The 17,559-nt window shown below is 64.9% G+C and carries 13 protein-coding genes; 6 read left to right on the top strand and 7 right to left on the bottom strand.

All coding sequences use genetic code 11. The features are described 5' to 3' along the window. Positions 1-145: 145 nt before the first annotated feature. The 3 genes from QSV46_RS09650 to QSV46_RS09640 all read left to right on the top strand — a co-directional run bounded on the left by QSV46_RS09650 (position 146) and on the right by QSV46_RS09640 (position 2,992). Positions 146-925 (top strand): SDR family oxidoreductase, encoded by a 780-nt coding sequence (locus QSV46_RS09650; protein WP_314949700.1) that lies wholly within the window; start codon positions 146-148, stop codon positions 923-925. 110 nt (positions 926-1,035) lie between these two features. Continuing rightward, positions 1,036-1,416, top strand: a complete 381-nt coding sequence (locus tag QSV46_RS09645; RefSeq protein ID WP_314949698.1) for a VOC family protein — start codon at positions 1,036-1,038, stop codon at positions 1,414-1,416. 298 nt (positions 1,417-1,714) lie between these two features. After that, positions 1,715-2,992, top strand: a complete 1,278-nt coding sequence (locus QSV46_RS09640; protein WP_314949697.1) for an acyl-CoA dehydrogenase family protein — start codon at positions 1,715-1,717, stop codon at positions 2,990-2,992. 171 nt (positions 2,993-3,163) lie between these two features. On the opposite strand, the gene yghU is transcribed toward QSV46_RS09640, so the two are convergent. Next, entirely contained in the window at positions 3,164-4,048 is an 885-nt protein-coding gene (gene yghU, locus QSV46_RS09635; protein ID WP_314949696.1) for a glutathione-dependent disulfide-bond oxidoreductase, read from the bottom strand. 278 nt (positions 4,049-4,326) lie between these two features. Here yghU and QSV46_RS09630 point away from each other — a divergent pair, with 278 nt between their 5' ends. Then, complete coding sequence (locus tag QSV46_RS09630) at positions 4,327-5,460, top strand: nitronate monooxygenase (protein ID WP_314949694.1); 1,134 nt, start codon at positions 4,327-4,329, stop codon at positions 5,458-5,460. Between the two features lie 168 nt (positions 5,461-5,628). Next, positions 5,629-7,140, top strand: a complete 1,512-nt coding sequence (locus QSV46_RS09625; protein WP_314949692.1) for an acetyl-CoA acetyltransferase — start codon at positions 5,629-5,631, stop codon at positions 7,138-7,140. Positions 7,141-7,290: 150 nt separating this feature from the next. On the opposite strand, the gene QSV46_RS09620 is transcribed toward QSV46_RS09625, so the two are convergent. The 6 genes from QSV46_RS09620 to ltnD form a co-directional block, all read right to left on the bottom strand. After that, on the bottom strand, positions 7,291-8,487 hold the full coding sequence (locus QSV46_RS09620; RefSeq protein ID WP_314949690.1) for an efflux RND transporter periplasmic adaptor subunit: 1,197 nt from the start codon (positions 8,485-8,487) through the stop codon (positions 7,291-7,293). Next, the gene (locus QSV46_RS09615; RefSeq protein ID WP_314949689.1) at positions 8,474-11,653 is read right to left on the bottom strand and encodes an efflux RND transporter permease subunit; all 3,180 of its coding nucleotides are present in this window, start codon (positions 11,651-11,653) and stop codon (positions 8,474-8,476) included. Before QSV46_RS09615 ends, QSV46_RS09620 begins: the two co-directional genes overlap by 14 nt. Before the next feature lie 252 nt (positions 11,654-11,905). Continuing rightward, positions 11,906-13,597, bottom strand: coding sequence for a methyl-accepting chemotaxis protein (locus QSV46_RS09610; protein WP_314949687.1), 1,692 nt, complete (start codon positions 13,595-13,597; stop codon positions 11,906-11,908). A 167-nt stretch (positions 13,598-13,764) separates the two neighbouring features. Continuing rightward, positions 13,765-15,042: a 3-oxo-tetronate kinase gene (gene otnK, locus QSV46_RS09605; RefSeq protein WP_314949686.1), complete on the bottom strand. Its 1,278-nt coding sequence runs from the start codon at positions 15,040-15,042 to the stop codon at positions 13,765-13,767. Then, entirely contained in the window at positions 15,039-15,821 is a 783-nt protein-coding gene (otnI, locus tag QSV46_RS09600; protein ID WP_314949684.1) for a 2-oxo-tetronate isomerase, read from the bottom strand. The genes otnK and otnI overlap by 4 nt, the downstream gene beginning before the upstream one ends. A gap of 12 nt (positions 15,822-15,833) precedes the next feature. Next, the gene (gene ltnD / locus QSV46_RS09595) at positions 15,834-16,751 is read right to left on the bottom strand and encodes an L-threonate dehydrogenase (RefSeq protein ID WP_314949683.1); all 918 of its coding nucleotides are present in this window, start codon (positions 16,749-16,751) and stop codon (positions 15,834-15,836) included. A gap of 116 nt (positions 16,752-16,867) precedes the next feature. Here ltnD and QSV46_RS09590 point away from each other — a divergent pair, with 116 nt between their 5' ends. Continuing rightward, positions 16,868-17,542, top strand: coding sequence for an aldolase (locus QSV46_RS09590; RefSeq protein WP_314949681.1), 675 nt, complete (start codon positions 16,868-16,870; stop codon positions 17,540-17,542). The last annotated feature ends 17 nt before the right edge of the window (positions 17,543-17,559 follow it).

The raw sequence follows: 17,559 nt of genomic DNA, 5'->3' as shown, positions 1-17,559 counted from the left end.
CCTGTGTCAGTTTCGCAGACCGGAATTACTTTTGCCGGGGCGCATATTTGATTTTTGGCACGGTCTTGTCCATGGTGATCAGAGCATAGCAAGCAATCTTGCGCGCAGCGGCTGATGCGCCCCAAGCAAAAACAGGAAACGCGCCATGAACCTTTTCGACCTCTCCGGCCGCGTCGCCGTGATCACCGGCGGCAACGGCGGTATCGGTCTCGGCATTGCGCAGGCGCTCGCCGGCCAGGGCTGCAACGTCTCAATCTGGGGCCGCAATGCTGACAAGAACAGAAGCGCTGCCGCGAGCCTGGCGGGCCTTCCCGGCAAGGTCGATAGCCGCGTCTGCGACGTCACCGACCCGGCCTCGGTCGACGCCGCGATGAAGGCGACGCTCGACAGCTTTGGCCGTGTTGACGGCTGCTTTGCCAATGCCGGCATCGGCGGCGGCGGCCGGCGCTCCTTCATCGAGCGTACCGAGGAGGAATGGCGCACGATGTTCGCGACCAATCTCGACGGCGTGTTCCACGCGTTCCAGGCCGCCGCGAAGCACATGACAGAGCGCGCCAATGCGGGCGATTCCTTCGGCCGGCTGGTCGCGACATCGAGTCTCGCCTCGATCTTCGGCACCGCACGCAACGAGCATTACGCGGCAACCAAGGCGGCGATCAACGCGCTGGTGCGCGCGCTCGGCGTCGAGCTGGCTCGCCACGGCGTCACCGCGAACGCGATCCTGCCCGGCTGGATCAAGAGCGACATGACTTCAGGCCTGATGGCCAACGACAAGTTCGTGGCCAACGTGATGCCGCGCATTCCGGTGCGGCGATTCGGCGAGCCCAGCGATTTCGGCGGCATCGCGGTGTATTTTATGAGCAAGGCGTCATCGTATCATACCGCGGATACGTTTGTGATCGATGGCGGCTATACGGCGTTTTGATTTTCGTAGCCCGGATGGAGCGCAGCGCAATCCGGGGACTGTCAGAAGTAAGCAAAACCCGGACTTCGCTGCGCTCCATCCGGGCTACAAACTCTGAAGGGGACCGGCAAATGTTTTCACACGTCATGATCGGCACCAACGACCTCGACAAGGCCAAGGCGTTCTACGACGACCTGCTGAGCACGCTCGAAGTGCGCCCGGCCAGGGTCGACGGCCATCGCATTTTCTACATCACCAAGACCGGTGTGTTCTCGGTGACCAAGCCGATCAACGGCGAAGCCGCGACGTGCGCGAACGGCGGCACCATCGGCTTTGCCGCCAACTCACCGGAGCAGGTCGACAAGTGGCACGCCGCCGGCGTCGCGGCCGGCGGAGTACCCATCGAGAATCCGCCCGGCATCCGCGAGGGCGCAGGGAATAAGCTCTATATCGCCTATTTGCGCGACCTCGACGGCAACAAGATCTGCGCGATGCACCGGATGGCGAACTAGGCCAGCCACAGCCGCCGCTGTCATGCCCCGGCTTGACCGGGGCATCCAGTACGCCGCGGCCTTTCGATTCAATGACAGCGGTCTCTGGAATACTGGATCGCCCGATTGAATCGGGCGATGACAGCGGAGATCGACGCACGGACGCGCCAAACTTCGGCGCCATTCAAACAACATTTCAAACACCCCGCGATATTCCATCGCGTGGCATGGCTCGCGCGCGAAAAAATGCGCGCTCGCGCTTTGGCCGCGCTGCGACTAAACTCCGGCGCAACGCGATCTCAGCTCACCGGGAGGAACAATGACAAAGCATACCTACATTCCCCGCACGACCAACTACACCCTCAACCCCGGCGACGAGCTGAACGACCTCCGCATGTCGGACCAGGTCCGGCCACTCTACGATCACGTCAGGAAATTCATCCGCGACACCGTCGAGCCGATGTCGATCGAGTTCGCCAAGGCGGGTGAAGGCAAGCAAGATCGCTGGAGCTTCACACCGAAGCAGCTCGAGGTGCTGGAAAAGGCCAAGAACAAGGCCAAGCAGGAAGGGCTCTGGAATTTCTTCCTGCCCGATGACGAGACCGGCCAGGGCCTGAAGAACCTCGACTACGCCTATATCGCCTCCGAGCTCGGCAAGAGCCCGCTGGCGTCCGAGACGATGAACTGCTCGGCGCCCGACACCGGCAACATGGAGGTGTTGGAGCGCGTCGGCACCAAGGAGCAGAAGGAGAAGTGGCTGAAGCCGCTGATGAACGGCGAGATCCGCTCGGCTTATGTCATGACCGAGCCGAACGTCGCCTCCTCCGATGCCAAGAACATCTCGACGACGGCAAAGCTCGTCGGCGACGAATGGGTCATCAACGGCGAGAAGTATTACATCTCCGGCGTTGGCGATCCCCGTTGCAAGATCCTCATCGTCATGGTGAAGACCAATCCGGATGCGGCGCCGAGCAAGCAGCACTCGCAGATCCTGGTGCCGCGCGATACGCCCGGCGTCGAGGTGCTGGGCCCGATGTACGTGTTCGGCCAGGACCACGCCCCGCGCGGCCACATGCATATGCGCTTCAACAATGTGCGCGTGCCGAAGGAGAACATGCTGCTCGGCGAGGGCCGCGGCTTCGAGATCTCGCAGCTCCGTCTCGGCCCGGGCCGCATCCATCACTGCATGCGCACCATCGGCAAGGCCGAGAAGGCGCTCGATTTGATGGTGCAGCGTGGCCTGACCCGCGAAGCCTTCGGCAAGAAGATCGCTCATCTCGGCGGCAACATGCAGATCATCGCGCAGGCGCGCTGCGAGATCGAGGCGATGCGGCTGATGGTGCTGAAGGCGGCGAAAGCGATGGACGTGCTCGGCAACAAGGAGGCCCGCGTTTGGGTCTCCATGGTCAAGGCCATGGTGCCCGAGCGCGCGTGCAAGATCATCGACCAGTCGATCCAGATGCACGGCGCCACCGGCATCTCGCACTGGACCCCGCTCGCCGAGATGTATCAGGACGTCCGCCACCTGCGCTTCGCGGACGGTCCGGACGAGGTGCACTGGATGGTGGTGGGGCGCCACGAGCTGAGCATGGCGTAAGGTTTCGCCTCTTCCCGCTCGGGAAGCCCGTAGGGTGGGCAAAGGCGCGCTTTTCGCGCGCCGTGCCCACCATCACGATATCGCAAGAAGTGGTGGGCACGCTTCCGCCTTCGCTCTTCGAGCTACGGCGGACAAGTCGCTTGGCCCACCCTACGATATTCAGAAATGCGGCTACGACGCAGCAGCAAGTTCGCCGATCTTGTCCTGCGTCTTCGTGTCGAAATCGCTGGCGTCGTGGCGCTCGTGGAGCTGGCTGGCGGGATCGCCGGAGACGCGGTTGACCATGCGGCCGCGCTTCACGGCCGGCCGCTTTGCAATCTGGTCGGTCCAGCGCTGCACGTTCTTGTAGTCCTGCACCGAGAGGAATTCGCCGGCGCCGTAGACCAGCCCCTTGGCGAGTGCGCCGTACCAGGGCCACACCGCCATGTCGGCGATGCTGTACTCGCTGCCTGCAAGATACTCGTTGTCCGCGAGGCGACGGTCGAGCACGTCGAGCTGGCGCTTCACTTCCATCGCGAAACGGTCGATGGCATATTCGATCTTGGTCGGCGCGTACGCGTAGAAATGGCCGAAGCCGCCGCCGAGATAGGGCGCGCTGCCCATCTGCCAGAACAGCCAGGACATCGCTTCGGTGCGGGTCTTGATGTCCTTCGGCAGGAAGGCGCCGAACTTTTCGGCGAGGTAGAACAGGATCGAACCGGATTCGAACACGCGGATCGGCTCGGGACCCGAGCGATCCAGCAGCGCCGGGATTTTCGAGTTCGGGTTGATGTCGACAAAACCGCTGCCGAACTGGTCGCCATTGCCGATCCTGATCAGCCAGGCGTCGTATTCGGCGCCCTTGTGGCCGAGCGCCAGTAGCTCCTCCAGCATCACTGTGACCTTCACCCCGTTGGGCGTCCCCAGCGAATAGAGCTGGAAGGGATGCTTGCCGACCGGCAGCTCCTTGTCGTGAGTCGCGCCGGCGATGGGCCGGTTGATGCTGGCGAACTGTCCGCCATTCTCCTTGTTCCAGGTCCAGACCTTGGGCGGCACGTAGGCGGGGGCTTCGGTCATGCAATGGGCTCCGGCAAAAGATGCGTCTGCATTAATTAGCCCGCAAATGGCCGATGGCAAGGCCGCCCGATCTGCATGAGGCGCGGATCTCACGCCCGTGTCATGCAACTTGGCCTGCCGGGGAAGTCATGACCAGCTGCAGCCGGCGACGGCGCCTGCACGCAAGATGCCCTGCCAAATCCGGATTGGCATTGCGCAAGACGATGGACTAGCGTCGATGGCCTTCGCACGCCAGAGCAACAACAGCAACACGAAGGCTGCCGCCGGGAGGGAGAGCCATGAAATCGCCGATCTGCGACATGCTGGGCATCGAATTCCCGCTGCTCGCCTTCAGCCATTGCCGCGACGTCGTTGCCGCCGTCAGCCGCGCCGGCGGCTTTGGCGTGCTGGGCGCGACCGCGCATATGCCGGAGACTCTCGAACGCGAGCTGACATGGATCGACGCGCACGTCGACGGCAAGCCTTACGGCATCGACGTGCTGATCCCCGAAAACATCTCGACCTCGGGCGAGAAGGACGTCACCTGGAAGAGCCTGGAAGCACGCGTGCCGCAGCAGCACCGCAATTACACCCGCGATCTCCTCAAGAAATACGACATCGAGCTGACGACGACGAGCGTTGCGGACAACCAGCCGCAGCCGTTCGATGGCAAGACGGCGCTCCAGCTGCTCGAGGTGTCTTTCAATCATCCGATCCGGCTGATCGCCAATGCGCTGGGCGTGCCGCCGAAGGCGATGATCGAAATGGGCAAGACGCACGGCGTGCCGGTCGCCGCGCTCGTCGGCGCCAAGGAGCACGCACTGCGCCAGGTCGCGGCCGGGGTCGACATCCTCGTCGTGCAGGGCACCGAGGCCGGCGGCCATTGCGGCGAGGTCTCGACCATGGTGCTGGTGCCGGAGGTGATCAAGGCGATCAAGAAGGTCCGCGACGTTCCGGTGCTGGCGGCCGGCGGCATCATGACGGGCCGTCAGATGGCGGCCTGCATGGCGATGGGCGCAGCGGGCGCGTGGACCGGCTCGGTGTGGCTTGCGACAGTGGAAGCCGAGACCACGGAAATCTTTCGCGAGAAGATGATCGCGGCGTCCTCGCGCGACGCGGTCCGCTCGAAGGGCCGCACCGGCAAGCCCGCGCGGCAGCTCCGCTCCGTCTGGACCGATGCCTGGGACCGCGCGCCGGAGAGCCCGGGCGCGCTGCCGATGCCGCTGCAAAGCATCATCAGCCGCGACGCCTTCAACTCGATCGACCGCGCGGCGGCGAGCGGCAATGCGAGGGCGCGCGATCTCGTCAGCTATTTCGTCGGCCAGGGCGTCGGATTGATCGACAGCGTGAAGTCGGCGGGTGCCGTGGTGCAGGAGTTCAAGGAAGAGTTTGCCGAGGCGATCGAGCACATGAACGCGCTGGTGGCGGAGTGATGGTGTGTTTGGCCCATCCTTCGAGGCTCGCCAAGCGCCGCAAGCGTCGCTCGGCGCGCACCTCAGGATGACGCTTCCTCTGTAGCCGTCACCCTGCGGTGGCCGCTTCTTCAGCGGCCCTCGAAGGGCGACGGCGTGCCGAAAATCTGAAACGTGAACCAGGAAGAAATGACAAAACCGCTTTCCCCCGACCGCATTCCCGTCATCGTCGGCATCGGCGAGATCGTCGATCGCCCCAAAGAAATCACGGAAGGCCTCGAACCGCTCGACCTGCTCGAACAGGCGCTGCAGCGCGCCGAAGCTGATGCCGGCGCAAAGCTGCTCGGCGAGGTGCAGTCGCTCGACGTCGTCAACTTCCTGAGCTGGCGCTATCGCGATCCCGAGAGGCTTTTGGCGCAACGCCTCGGCATCTCGCCTTCGCATTGCTATTATGGCCCGGTCGGCGGCGAAAGCCCGATCCGCTACATCCACGAGGCGGCAAAGCGCATCGCGCGCGGTGAATGCACGGTGGCCGCGATCTGCGGCGCGGAAGCGCAATCGACCGCGACCAAGGCCGAACGCGCCGGCGCCAAGCTGCCATGGACACCGTTCGCTCACGACGTCGAGGAGCCCAAGCGCGGCGCGGCGTTCCAGAAGCCGCTGGCGGTGAAGCTCGGGGTGTTCCGTCCCGTCACCGTCTATCCGTTCTATGAGGCCGCCTCCTCCGCCCATTGGGGCCAGACACCGCGCGAGGCGATGGCAGAGTCAGGCACGCTGTGGTCGCGCTATTCGGACGCCGCCGCAGAAAATCCGACTGCCTGGCTGAAGCGGCGCTATGCGCCGGACGAGATCACGACGCCGACGGCGGACAACCGCCTGATCGCCTGGCCCTACAACAAGCTGATGGTGGCCAACCCAAGCGTCAACATGGGCGGTGCGCTGCTGCTCACCAGCCTCGCCAAGGCCCGCGCGGCCGGCATTGCCGAGGACAAGCTCGTCTACCCGCTCGGCGGCGCCTCAGCGGAAGAGCCGCGCGACTATCTGCTGCGCGACCAGTTTTATGAAAGCCATCCGCAGAACGCCGTGCTGAAAGCCGTGATGGATCTCGCCGGTGGCGACGGCAAAAAGTTCGACGCGATCGAGCTCTACAGCTGTTTCCCGTGCGTGCCCAAGATGGCGCGGCGGACGCTGGGCCTTTCCGCCGACGTGCAGCCGACCGTGACCGGCGGTCTCACCTTCTTCGGCGCGCCGCTCAACACCTATATGACCCATGCGGCCTGCGCGATGGTGCGGCGGCTGCGCGGCGGCGCCAAGCTTGGCCTGCTCTACGGCCAGGGCGGCTTCGTCACCAAGCACCACGCGCTGGTGCTGGCGAAGACTCCGCCGCGCGAGGCGGTGGCGCAGGAGACGAGCGTGCAGGCCGACGCCGACCGCAACAAGCGCGCGGTGCCGGAGTTCGTCACCGAGCCGAGCGGCAAGGGCAAGGTCGAGAGCTTTACGGTGCTCTACGGCCGTGGTGGCGATGCCGAGCACGGTGTGGTGATGCTGCGCACGGCGGATGACCGACGCACGCTGGCGCGGGTTCCGGCGAGCGATAGTGCGACGCTGGGGCACCTGCTGAATATGGATCGCACGCCGGTGGGTTCAATCGGCGAGATCGCGATGGCCGCCGACGGCGCGCCGGTGTGGCGAGTGACGTAGCTAGTTCGCGTGTCCCGGACGCGGTGCGGCATGCAATGCCGCTCCGCAGAGCCGGGACCCAGAAAGCAACAGGATACATCGAGGAGAGATGGGCCGCGGCTCAGCAGCGCATCACTTCGTGCTGCGCTGCGTCCGGGGCACGAGACAGCCTTACCCCTTCGGCGCCTGCTTCTCCGACGCCGTCGTCGGCTTGCCCTTGGCGCCAACGACGCGGACTGCATCGCCATCGGAGAGGCCGTCCGGTGGCGCGGTGATGACGCGGTCATCGGCTGCGATGCCCGAGGCGAGCTCGATCTCGCGGCCGAGGTCGCGGGCGATCGTCACGGTCTTGAACTGCACCTTGTCGTCCGCGCTAACGGTCGCGACGCGCAAGCCATTGCTGTTGAAGATCAGCGCGCTGGCGGGGATGCTGAGCGGCGCGGAGTCGCGCTGAAGGCTCAGCTTCACGCTGGCATAGCCGCCGGGCATCAGCTCGCCGCTCGAATTGTCGAGGCCAAGCTGCATGCGCGTGGTGCCGGAGGCGACGTCGACGGCCTGCGATGATGCCTCCACCGTCGCCTGGAAGGTCCGGTTCGGATACTCCGGCATTACCAGGGTGGCCTTGGCGCCGATCTTGATCGCGGGCACGTAGTTCTGGGGAACGTTGATGTAGACGCGCAGCTTGGTGATGTCGGAAACCACGAACATCGCCGGGCCCGAGCCGCCGCCTGAATTGATCAGCGCACCGACGTCGGTGTCGCGCGCCGTGACCACACCGTCAAACGGAGCGGTGATCTTCTTGTAACCGGCCAGCGCTTCGAGGCGCTCGACATTGGCTTGGCCCGAGCGAACCGCCGCGTTCTTGTTGGAGAGATCAGCGGTACGCTCGTCGATCTCCTGCGCGGAGACGAAGTTGGAGGCGACCAGCGTCTTGCGGCGGTTAAGGGTGGCTTCCGACAGCCTGGCGCTGGACTGCTGGCTGGCGAGGTCGGCGCGGGCCTGAAGCAGTTGCTGGTCGAGATCGGGCGCCTCGATCTCGGCGATCACCTGACCGGCCTTCACCCGCGCACCGATGTCGGCGCTCCAGCTTTTGAGATAGCCGGGAACGCGAGCAAAGATCGGCGCGCGGTAATAGGCCTCCAGCCGGCCCGGCAGGTCGAGGGTGGCATTGAGAGCCTTGGCGTTGGGCTGGGTCACCGCGACGCTGGGAACGGCCTGATCGTCGGTCCATTGCTTCAGGCTAGAGCCCTGCTCCTCGCGGGCCCGGATGCCGGTGCCCACGACGAGGCCCGCCGCAATCAGCGCCACCACGCCGAAGATGCCCAGTTTCCGGCGCGACACCGGGGAGCGGGGTTCAGTGGGCGACATGCGCAGTCTCCAATGGGGCGGCGGCTTTGGCGCCTTGTTTCTTATGTACCATGCTGAAAACCACGGGAACAAACATCAGCGTGGCGAACGTTGCAAAGATCAGGCCGCCGATGACGGCGCGGCCAAGCGGCGCATTCTGCTCGCCGCCCTCGCCGAGGCCCAGGGCCATCGGCGCCATGCCGATGATCATGGCGAGCGCGGTCATCAGGACGGGGCGGAACCGGACGAAGCCGGCCTCGAGCGCGGCCGCGAGGGGATCACCGAGCTCCTCGTAGCGCTCGCGGGCAAAGGAGATCACGAGCACGCTGTTGGCAGTGGCGACGCCCATGCACATGATGGCGCCGGTGAGGGCCGGCACCGACAGCGTCGTCTCGGTCGCGAACAGCATCCAGACGATGCCGGCAAGCGCGGCCGGCAGCGCCGTGATGATCACGAACGGATCCGACCAGGACTGGAAGTTCACGACGATCAGGAAGTAGATCAGCACGACGGCACCGAGCAGGCCGAACAGAAGGCCGGTGAAGGCGCTGTTCATGGTCTGCACCTGGCCGAGCAGCACGACGGACGAGCCCTTTGGCACCTCCTTGGCGGTGTCCGCGATCAGCTGGCGGATGTCGGCGGACACCGCGCCGAGGTCGCGCCCGGACGTCGTGGCAAAGATCTGGACCATCGACTGGATGTCGTATTGCGAGACCACCGCGCTCGAGGTCGAGCGCTTGATATCGGCGATGCCGCCGAGGATCGGCGATTGTGAATTTCCGGCGGCCGTGATCGGCAGCGTCTGCAGCGCGCTGAGCGAATCGATCTGGTACTGCGGCGTCTGCATCACGATCGAGTACGACACGCCGTTGTCGGGGTTGAGATAGTAGGTCGGCGCCACCTGCGAGGAGCCGGCGAGATTGACCACGAGGCTGTTGGTGACGTCGCGCTCGGTCAGCCCGACATATTGCGCGCGGGTGCGGTCGACGTCGATGTTGAAGGTGGGGTTGTTCGGCGATTGCTGAATGCGTGCATCGGCAACGCCCGGGATCTTGCGGACCTTGGCCAGCAGATTGTTGGCGTAAGCGAAGTTGGCGCTGATATTGGGGCCGCGGATTTGCAGGTCGATCGGTGCCGGCGCGCCGAAGTTCAGGATCTGGCTGACGATGTCCGCGGGCAGGAACGCGAAGCTGACCCCGGGGAACAGACGCGGCAGCTGCTCACGCAGCACCTTCACATGCTCTTCGGTCGGCTTGTGGCCCTCCTTCAGCTTGATCTGGATGTCGCCGTCCTGCGGGCCGATCACGCCGGTGTTGTTGTAGGTCATGTTGATGCCGGAGATCGGCATGCCGATGTTGTCGGTCATGGTCTCGATCTCGCCCGGGATCAGCTTGCGCACCGCCTTCTGCACGTCGGCGAGCTGGTTGGCGGTCTCCTCGACGCGGGTGCCGACCTGCGTGCGGACATGCATCAGGATGTTGCCGGCGTCGACCGACGGGAAGAAGTTGCGGCCAAGGAACGGCACCAATGCGAAGGACGCGCCGACCACGCAGAGGAAGCCGATCACGAACACAGCGCGGTGCGCCAGCGCCAGCCCCAGCAGATTGTGGTAGCCGCCGCGAATGCGCTCGAATCGCGCCTCGAAGCCGCGCTGGAACCAGACAAGAGGATTGCGCGACTTCGGCGGCGCACCGTCGTGATGCACATGCGGCTGCAGCAGGTAATTCGCCATGGTCGGCACCAGCGTGCGCGACAGCAGGAACGACCAGATCATCGCGAACATCACCGCTTCGGCCATCGGCACGAACAGGAAGCGCGCGACGCCGGTGAGGAAGAACATCGGCACGAACACGATGCAGATGCAGAGCAGCGAGACGAAGGCCGGCGTCACGATCTGGTTTGCGCCGTCGAGGATCGACTGCTCGACCGGCTTGCCCTGCTCCAGATGGTAGTTGATGTTCTCGATCGTGACGGTGGCGTCGTCGACGAGGATGCCGACTGCGAGCGCGAGGCCGCCGAGCGTCATGATGTTCAGCGTCTCGCCGATCGCAGACAGCATGATGATGGCGCCGAGTACCGACAGAGGGATCGAAACCGCGATGATGATGGTCGAGCGCCAGCTGCCGAGGAACAGCAGGATCATGACGCTGGTGAGCAGCGCCGCGATCACACCTTCGAACGCAACGCCCTCGATCGCGCCGCGAACGAACACCGACTGGTCGCCGATGAAGCCGATCTTCAGCGCGTCCGGCATCTGGTCCTTGACGTCGATCACCTTCTGCTTGATGCCGGCGATGATATCGAGCGTCGAGGTCGCGCCCGCCTTCAAGACCATCATCAGCACCGAGCGATTGCCGTCGACATGGACGATGTTGGTCTGCGGCGGATTGCCGTCGCGCACGGTGGCGACGTCGCGCACATAGACCATCGCGCCGTTGACGGTCTTGATCGGCAGATTGCCGAGCTCGTCGATTTTGAGCGGCGAGTTGTTGAGCTGGATGTTGTACTCGAACTGCCCGATCTTCTGGGTGCCGACCGGCGTGATCAGGTTCTGGGCTGCGAGCGCATTGGCGACATCCTGGCCGGACAGGCCACGGGCCTGGAGCGCGGTCGGATCGAGGTCGATCTGGACCTGGCGTTGCTTGCCGCCGAACGGATACGGGATCGCCGCGCCGGGCACGGTGACAAGCGGCGTGCGGAGCTGGTTGATGCCGATATCGGCGAGGTTCTGCTCGGTCAGGCCGTCGCCCGACAGCGCCACCTGGATGATCGGCACGGTGGACGCAGAGTAGTTCAGGATCAATGGCGGCGTCGCGCCCGGCGGCATCTGCTTGAGCAGCGTCTGCGAGATCGCAGTGACCTGCGCGTTGGCGGTGCGGATGTCGACATTCGGCTGGAAGAAGATCTTGATGATGCCAAAGCCGTTATAGGAGTTGGCGGTGATGTGCTCGATGTCGTTGACCGTCGTCGTCAGCGCGCGCTGGAACGGCGTGGTGATGCGGCCGGACATCTGGTCCGGCGGCAAGCCGGTGTACTGCCAGCCCACGCCGATTACGGGAATGCGGATGTCCGGGAAGATGTCGGTCGGGGTCCGCAGCGCCGCCAGCGGTCCGATGATCAGCAGCAGCAGCGCGAGCACGACAAACGTATAGGGCCGGCTCAGGGCAATACGGACCAGAGCAATCATGCGCCAGGCAATTCCAGGTCAAGCTAGGAAACGGAATCCGCCCCCACGGGGATATCCTCGTTCCCCTTTACCCGAGCACTGTCGGAAAGGCTAACCCCCGCCGGCTTGCCTGCATTCACTTCCCTGCTACCGCGTTGCAAAATCGACATCGCAGCCATGCGCCGGGTCCCTCACAGATGGCCGCGTCTGAGGACAAAATGAGCGGCGTCTTTGGCGCCGCTCGTGGTCTGGATCGACAGGTCGCGCGGAGGCTTACCCCGCGCGGACGTTAGTCAGGAACTTGCTGACCTCAGCCTTCAGCCGGCTGGAGTCGTTCGACAGCATCTGAGCCGCCGAAAGCACCTGCGAGGACGCGGTGCCGGTTTCGGTCGCGCCGCGCTGCACGTCGGTGATGTTCGAGGAAACCTGCTGGGTGCCTTGGGCTGCCTGCTGCACGTTGCGGGCGATCTCCTGGGTTGCTGCGCCCTGCTCTTCCACAGCAGCGGCGATCGCCGAGGAGATTTCCGAGAGACGTTCGATGGTCGTGGAGATCTCCTTGATCGCACCGACCGAGTCGTTGGTCGCAGCCTGGATGCCGGAGATCTGCTGGCCGATCTCGCCGGTCGCCTTGGCGGTCTGCTCGGCGAGCGCCTTCACCTCGGAAGCGACCACCGCGAAGCCGCGACCGGCTTCGCCGGCACGTGCCGCCTCGATCGTCGCGTTCAGCGCCAACAGGTTGGTCTGGCCGGCAATGGTGTTGATCAGTTCGACGACGTCGCCGATCCGCGAAGCCGCCTTGGAGAGTTCGCTGACGCGCTCGGTGGTGGCACGGGCCTGGCCGACGGCGTCACCCGCCATCCGGGCCGATTCCTGCACCTGGCGGCTGATCTCGCCCACCGACGAGGCCATCTCCTCGGTGGCCGAAGCCACCGACTGCACGTTGGTCGAGGCTTCCTCCGAAGCGCCGGCAACGGTGGTCGCGAGCCGCTGCGAGCGGTCGGCGGTCGTGGTTAGCGTCGAGGCGGAGGCCTCCAACTGGGTCGAGGCCGACGACACGGTCTGGACGATCTCGCCAATCATCGTTTCGAATTCGCGGGTGATGTTGTCGACGCGGCGGCCGCGCTCGATCTTGGCTTCGGCATCGGCGGCCGCAGCTTCGTCGGCTGCCTTCTTGGCGATCAGCGCTTCCTTGAACACCTGGAGCACGTCGGCCATGGCGCCGATCTCGGTCTTCTCGCCGCGATGGGGGACGTCCGCGGACAGGTCGCCCTTGCCCAGCGCCTGCATCGGCTCGGTGATCGAGTTTATGCCGCTGGAGACGTCCTGGACCAGGTAGAAGCCAACGCCGGTGCCGATGACGACGGCGGCGCCGAGAATGACCGCGACGAGCATGAACGCATAATAATAACTGTCGGCAGCATCCGCAGCAGCCTGGTCGCCGCCCTTGGTGTTGAGCTCGATGTCCTTGCGCAGGACCTCGTCGGCCTGAAGCCCGATCTTGTTGACCGTCTTGGTGTTCAGCTCATGCGCCTCGTGCGGGACCTTGCCGGCCTCCTTGCGCGACAGCGCCATGACCTCCTGGGTGCCCCTCTTGTACTCCTCCCAGAGCTTCGACCATTCAGCGTAAAGTGCCCGTTCTTCAGGCGAGGTGATCATGCCCTCATAAGTTTTGCGAAACTTGGTGTTGGCCTCGATCACGGTCGCGAGCGTCTTCTCCATCGCGAGCTTCTCGTCAAGCGTTTCCGACAGCATGTGTTCGCGGATGACGTTGCGATAGGTGATGACGCCGGCGCGGAGATCCCCGAGCACGCGCACGCTTGGCATCCAGCTCGTGGTGATGTCTACCGTATTGGCGTTCATCGCCCGCATCTTCATGACGGCGAGCAGGCCCATGCCGGCCATCGCGACCAGCAGGAACGCCACGACACTGATGATCTTGGCGCGGATGGAAATGGTGGCGAGCATTACAGGTCTCATTGTGCTGGCGCGGGCGCGCGTCAAGTTTTTACGAATTAAACAAAGGGAGCAGCGCCGACATCAGACAACAGAGCACCTGAGCAGATGTTAACTACGACTCCGTACGAGTACGGAAGCCCGAAACAAATGAACATGGCGCTAAGAATGCTCTGCGCTCAGCGCATGAGCGTAAGCGCATCGGAAAAGAAATCCGTGCCGCCGAAATTTCCGGACTTCAAAGCAAGCAACATGTCGCCCTTTTCAGCCGCGACCGCACGCAGCACCGGAACGCCCGCGGCGATTTCCACTCCCACGAGAAAGCCGGGAATCTTCAACCGATCGACCACGGCGCCTGACGTCTCACCACCTGCGACGATCAATCGTTTGACGCCGTCCTGCACCAGGCCCTCGGCGAGGTCGGCCATCGCCTGCTCGATGGCGTGACCGGCGGCGTCGCGGCCGTGGCGCGCCTGCAGCGCTGCGACTTGATCCGGCGTCGAACTCGACGCGATCAGGACCGGACCTTCGGCGAGAAGCGGCTTCGCCCAGGCCAGCGCGCGCTGCGCCTCGTCCCTGCCCGTAATAATACGGTCCGGGTCGAGATGAAGCACCGGCATGACGCGTTCGGCATTGGCGATCTGTTGCAGCGTTGCCTGCGAGCAGCTTCCGGCAAGGCAGGCCGCGGGTCCGCCGACCGCTGCCCACGCCTCGCTGCTAGCCGCCGTCGATTTGACCTTGCCTGTCGATACCAGCGCCCGCGCCAGCCCGAGACCCATGCCGGAGGCGCCGACCGACAGCTGGTGCTCTGCAGCGACGAGGCCGATGGTTTCGAGGTCGCGGTCGAACACGGCGTCGATGATCGCGGCACCGACGCCCTTGCCCGCGAGTTCGGCAAGCCGGGCCCGCACGTCATCGGCGCCGCGCGTCACGGTGGCGAGGTCGACGAGGCCGATTTGCGTCTTGCTCTGGCGCGCCAGCACGCGCACCAGGCTGGAATCGCGCATCGGATTGAGCGGATGATCCTTGAGAGGACTCTCGTTCAGCGGCACGGCGCCGACGAACAGATTGCCCTGGTAGACGGTGCGGCCGGTCTCCGGGAAGGCCGGCGTCACCAGTACGCTCGCCTCGCCGCAATCGGCGCGCAGCGCATCCATCACCGGACCGATATTACCGGCATCGGTGGAATCGAAGGTCGAGCAGATCTTGAACAGCACGTGGCTCGCGCCGCGGCCGCGCAGCCATTGCTCGGCCGCGCGCGAGCGCGACACGGCAAGCCCCGCCTCGATCGAGCGGCTCTTCAGCGACACCACGACGGCGTCGACCTCGGGCAGCGCCAGGTCGTCAGCGGGCACGCCGATGGTCTGCACGGTGCGCAGGCCCGCGCGCGTCAGCGTGTTGGCGAGGTCGGAGGCGCCGGTGTAGTCGTCGGCGATGCAGCCCAGTGCGAGGGTCACGGCTTCACTCCGGCATAGGGCTTGAACCAAGCAAGGCCATCGGTGGTCTTGCCGCGCGGATTGTATTCGCAGCCGACGAAGCCGGCATAGCCGAGCCGGTCGAGCTCGGCGAACAGGAAGGGATAGTTCAGCTCCTCACCGTCGGGCTCGTTGCGCGATGGGATGCTGGCGATCTGGACATGGCCGATGAGCGGCATCATCTCGCGCAGGCGCATGGTGACGTCGCCATGAATGATCTGGCAGTGATAGATGTCGAACTGGAGCTTCAGGTTCGAAAGCCTCAGCTCCTGGATCAGGTCGCGCGCGAAGCCGAAATCGTTGAGGAAGTAGCCGGGCACGTTGCGTGCGTTGATCGGCTCGATCACGATGTCGATGCCGTGCGGGGCGAAGAACTCCGCCGCCCAGGCCACCGATTTGTAGAACGCCTCGATCGCGACGCGCTCGCCGCGATTGGCGATTCCGGCCATCAAATGCAGTCGCTTGACGCCCGTCGCCTTCGCGTAAGGCAGTGCCGTCTCCAGGCTGGCCTTGAGATCGGAAAACCGCGAGGGGAGCGCCGCAAAGCCTTTCTCGCCGGCGTTCGAGTCGCCCGGCGGCAGGTTGAACAGCGCCTGGATCAGGCCGTTGCGCTTGAGCCGCTCGCCGACGGCTTCAGCCGGATGCTCATAGGGAAAGAGAAACTCGACCGCGGTGAAGCCCGCTTGCGCGGCGGCATCGAAGCGGTCGAGGAACGGCACCTCGGTGAACATCATCGAGAGATTGGCGGCGAAACGGGGCATTGGAATCCTCTTCTACTTGTCGCCGGGAAGCTTGACGCCGGTGACCTGCGCATACATCCGCGCCACCGAGGCGTCGTCGTCGCGGCCCATGCCGGCGGCTGACGTCATCAGGAACATCTGGAGGGCGGCAGCCGAGACCGGCACCGGGAATCGGGCGCTACGCGCCATGTCCTGGATGATGCCGAGATCCTTGACGAAAATCTCGACCGCGCTGCGCGGCGTGTAATCGCCGTCGAGCACGTGCGGCATGCGGTTCTCGAACATCCAGGAATTGCCGGCCGACGCCGTGATCACCTCATAGACCTTGCGGATGTCGAGGCCCTGCTTGGCCGCGAACGCGATGGCTTCGGAGGCCGCTGCGATGTGCACGCCGGCCAGCAACTGGTTGATCATCTTGAACGCGGCGCCCTGCCCCGCAGCATCGCCGAGTTCGTAGAGCTTTGCCGCCATGGCGTCGAGCGCGGGGCGCGCCTTTGCAAAAGCCGCCGCACTGCCGGACGCGAGGATGGTCAATTCGCCCTGCGCGGCACGCTGCGCGCCGCCCGAGATCGGCGCATCGAGATAATGCCGGCCGGTCGCCTCCAGTTGTTTGGCGAGGCGGCGTGCGACGTCCGGGTCCATGGTGGCCGAAGACAGGAAAACGCTATCCTTCGGCAAGGTCTCGGCGACGCCGTCCTTGCCGAACAGGATGGTCTCGGTCTGCGCGGCATTGACGACGACGCTGACCACGATGTCGGCGTCCTTGGCCGCCTCCGCCGGCGTCGTCGCGCCCGCGCCGCCGTCCTTCACGAACCGCGCCACTGCATCAGCCGAGACGTCGCACCCGGTGACGGCATGGCCGGCGCGCTTCAGCGAGGTCGCCATGCCGTATCCCATCGAGCCGAGCCCGATCACGGCGATGCGCTGATTTTGAGAATTGGAGGCGGACATGCAACTGACCCTTCAACTAAACCTTGCGAACGTTTCCCGGATTGCCGCCTTTGCGGCAGCTTGGTCAACCAAATAACACGGCTTGGCCGCGCTGCCAAAGCGTGAGACAAGCAGACATGACGGCCATGAGCAACGAGACATCGCTGCGTGAGGATATCTGCCGCTTCGGACGATCCCTGTTCGAACGCGGGCTGACACCGGGCTCCTCCGGCAATATCAGCGTCAGGCTGGACGGCGGCGGCTGGCTGGTGACGCCGACCAATGCCTCGCTTGGCTTCCTCGACCCGGCACGGCTGTCGCGGCTGGACGAGCGCGGCCGCCTGGTCTCGGGCGATGCGCCCACCAAGGAAGTTCCGCTGCACACCGCGCTCTATGACACGCGCGGCAGTGCGCGCGCCATCGTGCATCTGCACTCCACCCATTCGGTCGCGCTCTCGATGCTGCCCGAGATCGACCCGCGCGCCGCGCTGCCGCCGATGACGGCCTATTACCTGATGAAATGCGGCGCCACCGCGCTCGTGCCCTATTATCGCCCGGGCGATCCCGCGGTGGCGGACGCAATCAAGGGGCTGGCGGGGAAATATTCATCCGTGCTGCTCGCCAATCACGGCCCCGTGGTTGCCGGCGACACGCTGGAAGCAACAGTGTTCGCGACCGAGGAGCTGGAGGAGACGGCGAAGCTGTATCTGCTGCTGCGCGGGCTGAACCCGCGGTATCTGTCTCCGGAGCAGGTGACGGATCTGGTGAAGGTGTTCGGGCTCGCACTGCCGGAGCATGGGCACGAACACTAGCACCTCGTGAAGAGCGC

The sequence above is a fragment of the Bradyrhizobium cosmicum genome, assembly GCF_032290525.1.
In the GTDB taxonomy this organism is placed as follows: Bacteria; Pseudomonadota; Alphaproteobacteria; order Rhizobiales; family Xanthobacteraceae; genus Bradyrhizobium; species Bradyrhizobium cosmicum_A.
This window is presented reverse-complemented; position numbering and strand designations above follow the sequence as displayed.

Coding starts and splice junctions, on each gene's coding strand:
- QSV46_RS09650 (WP_314949700.1), top strand. CDS start 146: ATGAACCTTTTCGACCTCTCCGGCCGCGTCGCCGTGATCACCGGCGGC.
- QSV46_RS09645 (WP_314949698.1), top strand. CDS start 1,036: ATGTTTTCACACGTCATGATCGGCACCAACGACCTCGACAAGGCCAAG.
- QSV46_RS09640 (WP_314949697.1), top strand. CDS start 1,715: ATGACAAAGCATACCTACATTCCCCGCACGACCAACTACACCCTCAAC.
- yghU (WP_314949696.1), bottom strand. CDS start 4,048: ATGACCGAAGCCCCCGCCTACGTGCCGCCCAAGGTCTGGACCTGGAAC.
- QSV46_RS09630 (WP_314949694.1), top strand. CDS start 4,327: ATGAAATCGCCGATCTGCGACATGCTGGGCATCGAATTCCCGCTGCTC.
- QSV46_RS09625 (WP_314949692.1), top strand. CDS start 5,629: ATGACAAAACCGCTTTCCCCCGACCGCATTCCCGTCATCGTCGGCATC.
- QSV46_RS09620 (WP_314949690.1), bottom strand. CDS start 8,487: ATGTCGCCCACTGAACCCCGCTCCCCGGTGTCGCGCCGGAAACTGGGC.
- QSV46_RS09615 (WP_314949689.1), bottom strand. CDS start 11,653: ATGATTGCTCTGGTCCGTATTGCCCTGAGCCGGCCCTATACGTTTGTC.
- QSV46_RS09610 (WP_314949687.1), bottom strand. CDS start 13,597: ATGCTCGCCACCATTTCCATCCGCGCCAAGATCATCAGTGTCGTGGCG.
- otnI (WP_314949684.1), bottom strand. CDS start 15,821: ATGCCCCGTTTCGCCGCCAATCTCTCGATGATGTTCACCGAGGTGCCG.
- ltnD (WP_314949683.1), bottom strand. CDS start 16,751: ATGTCCGCCTCCAATTCTCAAAATCAGCGCATCGCCGTGATCGGGCTC.
- QSV46_RS09590 (WP_314949681.1), top strand. CDS start 16,868: ATGACGGCCATGAGCAACGAGACATCGCTGCGTGAGGATATCTGCCGC.